Annotated in this window: 7 protein-coding genes; 3 read left to right on the top strand and 4 right to left on the bottom strand. The window is 63.5% G+C overall.

Going from position 1 to position 6,670, the window contains the following annotated elements; translation table 11 throughout:
* A partial coding sequence (locus ACEW8G_RS06365; RefSeq protein WP_373487598.1) for an adenylate/guanylate cyclase domain-containing protein occupies nucleotides 1-1,084 on the top strand: 1,084 nt, incomplete at its 5' end.
* Here the strand turns inward: ACEW8G_RS06365 and ACEW8G_RS06360 are convergent.
* A complete protein-coding gene (locus tag ACEW8G_RS06360) occupies nucleotides 1,065-2,087 on the bottom strand; it encodes a sterol desaturase family protein (protein ID WP_373487597.1) in 1,023 nt (340 codons plus the stop codon). The two genes, ACEW8G_RS06365 and ACEW8G_RS06360, sit on opposite strands and share 20 nt — an antisense overlap.
* A 173-nt stretch (nucleotides 2,088-2,260) precedes the next feature.
* Here ACEW8G_RS06360 and ACEW8G_RS06355 point away from each other — a divergent pair, with 173 nt between their 5' ends.
* Nucleotides 2,261-2,797: a hypothetical protein gene (locus ACEW8G_RS06355; protein ID WP_373487596.1), complete on the top strand. Its 537-nt coding sequence runs from the start codon at nucleotides 2,261-2,263 to the stop codon at nucleotides 2,795-2,797.
* Between the two features lie 5 nt (nucleotides 2,798-2,802).
* Nucleotides 2,803-3,072 carry a hypothetical protein gene (locus ACEW8G_RS06350; RefSeq protein ID WP_373487595.1) on the top strand — a complete coding sequence of 90 codons (270 nt, stop codon included), beginning with the start codon at nucleotides 2,803-2,805 and terminating at the stop codon, nucleotides 3,070-3,072.
* Nucleotides 3,073-3,081: 9 nt separating this feature from the next.
* Here ACEW8G_RS06350 and ACEW8G_RS06345 read toward each other — a convergent pair whose 3' ends face one another.
* The 3 genes from ACEW8G_RS06345 to ACEW8G_RS06335 form a co-directional block, all read right to left on the bottom strand.
* Complete coding sequence (locus tag ACEW8G_RS06345; RefSeq protein ID WP_373487594.1) at nucleotides 3,082-4,479, bottom strand: M24 family metallopeptidase; 1,398 nt, start codon at nucleotides 4,477-4,479, stop codon at nucleotides 3,082-3,084.
* A 742-nt stretch (nucleotides 4,480-5,221) separates the two neighbouring features.
* Nucleotides 5,222-6,154 carry an NAD(P)/FAD-dependent oxidoreductase gene (locus ACEW8G_RS06340; protein ID WP_373487593.1) on the bottom strand — a complete coding sequence of 311 codons (933 nt, stop codon included), beginning with the start codon at nucleotides 6,152-6,154 and terminating at the stop codon, nucleotides 5,222-5,224.
* Between the two features lie 24 nt (nucleotides 6,155-6,178).
* Nucleotides 6,179-6,670: methionine biosynthesis protein MetW (locus tag ACEW8G_RS06335; protein WP_373487592.1), on the bottom strand; the 492-nt coding region annotated here is incomplete at its 5' end.

Below are 6,670 nucleotides of genomic sequence, written 5' to 3'. Positions count from 1 at the left end.
GCCCGCACTTGCCGTGCTGGCAGGCTATGCCGCCGCGACATACTGGCGGGGCTATGCCAGTCTGCCGCTGATTGATTTCGTTGCCCTGCTGGCCGTCGCTTTGCTGATCATGGCCGAAAATGCGCTGCTGTTCGATGAAATGCAGCGCGTCAACGTACAGCTGCACGCCTCGATCGCGATCAACGGGCTGATCGTCATGGCCTTCGCCGCAATGGCCTTTGCCGGGCAGATGCGCTGGTTCGCCGTCTGGCTGGGCAGCCATGCCCTCGCCTATTTCGCGGTGCTTGTGCTGACCGAGGTCGATCTGGTCCCCCTGATCTATGCGAGCCTCGCCTATGTCACCAGCGCGATCGTGATGGTGCTGCTCAACTGGTCGATCGGCAATGCGAACGCCAAGACCTTCATGATGGGCGAGGCGCTTGAGGCGGAGCGCGCCAAAACCGAGGAGCTGCTGTTCAATGTGCTGCCGCCTGCGGTCGCCGCGCGGCTCAAGGCGGGCGAGGTGGTTGCCGATTCATATCCCGATGTGTCGGTCGTGTTCATCGACATCTGCGGCTTTTCTGATCTGTCGCGGCGGATATCTCCGGGGCATCTGGTCGATCTGCTCAACGGATTTTTCCAGCTGGCAGACCGCTGCGCTGCGGACACGGGCATCGAGAAGGTCAAGACCATCGGCGATGCCTATCTCGCGATCAGCGGCGGCAATGCGCCCGCGCGCAACAGCGCCGATGCCGCGATCCGCTTTGGCGAAGCTGTGATTGCCGGGCTGGATGAGCTGCGCACCGCAACCGGCATCGATCTGCACATCCGCATCGGCATCCATACAGGGCCGGTGGTGGGCGGGGTGATCGGCGAAACCCGCATGGCCTATGATTACTGGGGCGAGACGATGAACATCGCCGCGCGCATCGAGGGCGCGGCGCATCCCGACGGCATCGCGGTTTCCGAAGCCACCTGGATGCGGGGACGCGGCGAGCGCCAGTTCGATCCGCCGCAGATGCTGCCTCTGAAGGGCGTGGGCGACATGCCCGTCTACCGCCTCGCCAAGCGCCCAAGCGCACAGATCATTCAGCTGGCGGGCTGACGCGGCTTGCCATTGGGTCAGCGCGGCGCGCGCGCCAGACCTTCACCGCATCCTTGACCGGCTCAACATACAGGCCGCGGATGGTGCGCATCCGTTCGGTCGAATCGGCATCGATGCCAAGCTCAAGCGGTTCAAACTGCTTTGGCACATAGAGCGTGCCGAACATCCAGTCCCACAGCGCAAACTGTGATCCGAAATTGCGGTCGATGTGCTCAGGTGCCTTGCTGTGATGGATCTGGTGCTGCGCCGGGCTGATGAAGATGTGCGACAGCACCGGACCGAAGCTGAGCCAGACATGCGAATGGCGCAAGTTCCCCCCGGTCAGGTAGAACACCATCCGCCCGGCATTGACTCCCAATATGGTGACGACATTCAGATCACCGGGAAACATCAGCACGAACGCGCCTGTCACAACTGCGGTCGAAAAGCCGTTGCGCGCCAGATTGATGATGCCGTTGACCGGATGATGGCGCATCTGCGAGATCGGCACCAGCACCTCGGGCGAATGATGCACCTTGTGGAACTGCCACAGGACGCGGCTGGTGTGCATCATGCGGTGCGTCCAGTAGCGCAGAAAATCGTCGAACAGCAGCAGCACTGCCGTATAGGCCAGCACCACCCAGTAATCGGCCTCGATCACCTGATCGACGATCTCGTCGCCAATGTCATCGGCCAGGTCCTCGGCGCCGGGCACGACCAGCAAGGTCACCCCCGCGAGCAGCAGCGCGATCACCAGCTTGTCGAAAAACACAAAGCGGTAATCGAGCAGCGCCGAACGGTGCAGCCAAATGTGACGCGGAAACAGATACGCGAAAAAGCCCTTGCTACGGGCATTGGGGTCCCGATCCCGGTTCAGCCGCCAGGCGACGCAGGCCAACACCAGCGCCGAGACGATCACTGACCAGTGCAGCCGCGAGGCCAGATTGACGAAAGCGTGGTGGTTGACCAGATCAGCGGTCGTGCTGGCCGATGCTGCGGCGGCGGACAGGGCGTCAATGAGCATAAACGAAGGTCCGGTTGGTGCCGTCGCTGATGCTGACGGTCAGTTGGCGCCCCTATGGTGTTTATGCCAATCGAAACATGCGGAATCAACCCCTCGGCAGCGCGCTTGCACGCGGATGCTCGTGCATGATTTTGCGGCTTTCGCTGTCGCGGCGATCCGCTATCGTCGCGTGCATGGGACACGATGTCGATCTCTACACGCCGCTCGACCCGTCCGCGATTGCGGCGCGGTTGCAGGCGATCATGAACGATCCGATGGCCGATGCCGAGGAGCGCATCTGGGGCGCGGGCGATACGCACAACATGACGCTGAGCCGCGAGCGCAAGGGCATTTTCCCTTATGGCGCGCATTATCTCAAAGCGACGATCACGCCCGAAGGCAGCGGATCGCGCATCACCGGCGCATTTCGCTCGCCCGGCTGGCTGCCCGGCTATCTTGTAATCACGGCTGGGCTGGCGGTGTTCTACGGGCTCGCCATCGGCCTGCCCGCCGGGCCGTTTCAGGCAGAGCCCGCCAAGCTGCTCGCGCTGCCGGTCGGCATCATCGTGCTGTATGCGGTGCTGGCGCTGCGCGGCAACCGGCGGACACGCGACGACTGGCCGCACATCCAGGCGTTCCTTGAGCAGGAAATCGAAGCCCGGCCGGTGGAGGAAAGCGCAAGCACTGCGGGCGCGGTGAATCGGCCCGCTCCGCAAGCGTTTAGGGCATAACCGCCGTGTCGGTGTTCATCATCTTCCTGTGCGGCGTTGCTAATTTCGCGCTGCACAAGGCGACGATGGAGGCCGACCACCCGATGGCGCGGCAGATGCGCGCCGCGCTCAGCCGGTTCATGCGCGGCAAGGGCAGCTATATGCTCGAATTCCTGATCCTGCTGTCGGCGCTCAGCTTTGCGACGCTCGAATGGGGCATCGCGCTGCCGGCTTACCTGATCTACACCGGCATGAATGCGCTCGCCGCATGGGCGATTTTCAGCGGGCGGGTGTAACACACGCCCTCATTCGGCAGCGGGCAGTGCCTCGGTCATGATCGGTTCGGCCACAGGCGTGTTTGATGCCCCGCGAATGAGGTGAAACGCGCTTTGCCGTCCATCGAGATAGCTGACCCGTTCGCCATCGAAAAACGCATCTTCCTCGGTGCGGAACGAGACCGGCTGGTCGCCCCATTCGGGCACCACCCGGGTGACCGCCAGCTCAATCGACCAGGCGGTGTTGGCGCGTAGCGGATATTCGCCCGCAGGCGTCGGGTTCTGGTCATCCCAAAAGCCGATGGCGGGTCCTGCACCATGGCCGTGATAACCAATCGGGTGCGAATAGATGCTCGGCTGATGCCCCTCGCTGATCGCACGCGCGCGCGCCAGCGAGAGCAGCCCGTTGCCGCTGCGCCCGGTGCGGAACTGGTCGGTCAGCGCATCCTGCACCGCGTTGTTGGCGGCGAGCCCCGCCTTAAGTCCATCGGGCGCATCGTCCTCACCGGGTTTCAGCACATAGGCGAGATGCTGGGTATCGGTGTTGAGCCCCAGATAGGTGATGCCGAAATCGGTCCATAGCATGTCGCCGGGCTCAATCACCGCATCGCCGCTCAGTTCGGCGTCCTGTCCGGCGCGGAAAATGGCGAGCGAGGGGTGGAACCACACTTTGAGGCCAAGCGCCGAGACCTTCTCGCGCATCCACCATTGCACATCTTCGGCCTTGGTGGTGCCTGGCGTGATCACTGCATCCGACAGCGCTTCGGCGATGATCGCATGGGCGATGCGCACGATGCCGGGATACGCCTCCATTTCTGCCGGGATGCGCGTTTCCAGCCAACCGATGGCCAGCGACGTCGCGGGTACGATGCGGGCGCGATAGGCTTCGGGCAGAGCAGCGACGAACGCCTCGTGCTGACTGTGGGTCAGGCCGTCGGCGAGCGCGGTCTGGCCCGATATGTTGAGCGCGATGGTCTGCGGGTCGCGCTCGGCGATGACTTCGGCCAGCCTCTGCCATTGGTCGGGCTGGCTCTCAGGCTGCCAGACGGGCGTGAACAGCCCGGCCAGGCCGTAGCGGCTGACCGTCAGCCGCTCGACCGGCTGGCCTTCGCCCGGATCAAAGAACACCAGGATGGTGCGCCGCCGCGCGTGCATCGAGCGTGCATCGAGCATGGTTGCGACCACCGGGTCCTCGGCATATTCGCGTGCGATCAGCACCCACATATCGACACCATGCGCGCGCATCAGCGCCGGCACCACCTTTTCCAGCCGCTCGCCGAGCCATGCATCGCGCAGCGCCGCCTGTTCGCGAAGCGTCAGGATCGCAGGCATCGTTGGAGCTTCGGCCTCGGCCAGATTATCGGCGGCCTGGGCGGCACCTGCGGGCATCAGCGTCACCAGCAGCAGCGCGGCAAAAAGTGATGGCAAAGCGGATAACTGCATAACGTCGCGCCCCTGAACTCGCATGAAATCAGGGTCAGGCTAGCCCAGCGGCGGACGAAGTGCCAGCCATCTACCGCGCAAAACCAAAAAGTGGGAAAAAACACCGATAGTCAGCATACGTTCATGTTCGGAAATTTCCATCGTACGCATAAGTATTTGTAAAACAGACATTATTCAAACTGGCACGGCCCGTGCAATGTTTCTGGCATCTCCGGACAATCGGGTTCGGATGACCACTGAGATCAAAAAGGACAACCATCATGACCATCTTTTCCAACGTTCAGGCCCAGCTGTTCGCCGTCGCACTCGCCGTCGTCACCTCCAGCTTCTTCATCGGCGTCAGTGTCGTTCCCGGCACCATCGTCTGATCACGTCACAGCACACACTTGCAAAGGACCCATATCATGCACGCACTTGCCCTCGCCCTCGCCAGCCTCTGCTCGGCCATCCTGATCGCCGCCAGCGTCATGCCCGGCACGATCGCCTGATCACCAACGCCAACCCATTCGCACAAAGGACCAAAATCATGTTGAACCTCTCCAACGCCCAGAGCCACCTGTTCGCCGGTGTGCTGTCGGTGGTCTGCTCGCTCATCCTGATCGTGGCCAGCATCGGCCCGGCCGCGATCGCCTGATCTAGAGCATTTTCACCTTGGGCGAAGACGCTCTTAATTTTTGGATCCTCATTTTCCGAGTCATTGACCGCAAGCGGTCAATTTGAAAATGCTTTAACGCTCCGCAATCACAGCGGCGAGCGCCCGGCCAGAGGCCCAGGCGCTCTCGATCCGGGGGCCGATGAGCCAGTCACCGCACAGCCCCAGCTTCAGCATCTCATCCCACAAAGCCGTTTTGCCCGCAGCGCCCGACAACGCATAACGCCAGCGGTGCGCCTGCGCCGTCAGCGGTTCGGGCAGCGACTCACCGGTCGCCCTGGCAAACGCGCTCAACAAAGCCGCGATCACGGCATCGGCGTCATCCTCAAGATGCGCCGCCGACCATGCGGGCGAGCCTTGAATGACCCAGCTTTCCGGACCGGTCCGCCCCGGTTTGGCGCTGTTGCGCGCCGCCCAGCCGATGGGTCCGGCATCGCGCAGCACATCGCCCGCCCTAGCAAGCGGCGTATCGAACGCCGCCATCACCGTCCAGCACGGCGCGGATATGGTAGACTTTGCCAGCGTCCCCCACGCCTCGGCCCCCGCTGGCATAAGGTCCGCGACCTGTTCGGCGGGCACCGCGACCACCACTGCATCAGCCTCCACGTTGCCGCCGTCATGGGTCAGCCGCCAACCGTCGCCGGTCTGCTCCAGCGCCGCGATCCGGCACTGCCATGTGACATCGAGCGGCGCAGCGAGCGCCTTGATGATCGCGTTCATCCCGGGCGTGCCGACCCATGCGTTCTCACCCGCAGCAGGCCAGCGTGCCGCGACGCCCGCGGCCTCCCACGCCGCCACCTGGTCGACAAAACCGGGGTCACGCACCGTGAAATATTGCGTGCCGTGATCGAAATATGCAGTGCCCTGCAGCGTTTCGATCCGGCGCGTCGACATCCGCCCGCCGGGTCCGCGTGCCTTGTCGAACAGCGCAACCTCATGCCCCCCCGCCGCCAGATCGGTTGCCGCTGTCAGCCCGGCCAGCCCTGCACCCACGATTGCAATCTTCATGTCTTCACCCAGCCCTCAAGATGCTCAGCGACGCAGCAGGAACACCGCGTGTTCGGCAAGCAGATTGGCCATGCCGCGCGATGTCTGCTGGTCGCCCGACAAGAACCATGTCCCGTCGCAGGTCCAGTCGCGTGATTTTATCAGCGCGCGGAAATCATCGATGGTGACATGGTGGATGTTTGGCGTTTCATACCACGCCTCGGGGATCAGCCGGGTGACCGGCATCTGCCCGCGCGTCAGCAGCGACGCCCGGATCCGCCAGTGCGCAAAGTTGGGAAAGCTGACGAACGCCTGCCGCCCGATGCGCAGCAGCTGTTCGAGCACCAGATGCGGCGCGCGCGTCGTCTGCAGCGTCTGGCTGAGAATCGCATAATCGACGCTGTCCGACGGATAATCGGCAAGATCGGCGTCGGCATCGCCCTGGATGACCGACAGCCCGCGCGCCACCGCCGCGCTGACGTTCGCCGGGTTGAGCTCGAGCCCGCGCGCACGCACCTGCCGGCTGTCACGCAGCGC

This window comes from Blastomonas sp. (assembly GCF_041747255.1).
Lineage (GTDB): Bacteria > Pseudomonadota > Alphaproteobacteria > Sphingomonadales > Sphingomonadaceae > Blastomonas.
The sequence above is the reverse complement of the archived record's forward strand: the minus strand, read 5'-3'. Positions and strand labels throughout refer to the sequence as shown.

Excerpts from the sequence above, each read along its gene's own strand:
- ACEW8G_RS06360 (WP_373487597.1), bottom strand. The coding sequence starts at position 2,087 with ATGCTCATTGACGCCCTGTCCGCCGCCGCAGCATCGGCCAGCACGACC.
- ACEW8G_RS06355 (WP_373487596.1), top strand. The coding sequence starts at position 2,261 with ATGGGACACGATGTCGATCTCTACACGCCGCTCGACCCGTCCGCGATT.
- ACEW8G_RS06340 (WP_373487593.1), bottom strand. The coding sequence starts at position 6,154 with ATGAAGATTGCAATCGTGGGTGCAGGGCTGGCCGGGCTGACAGCGGCA.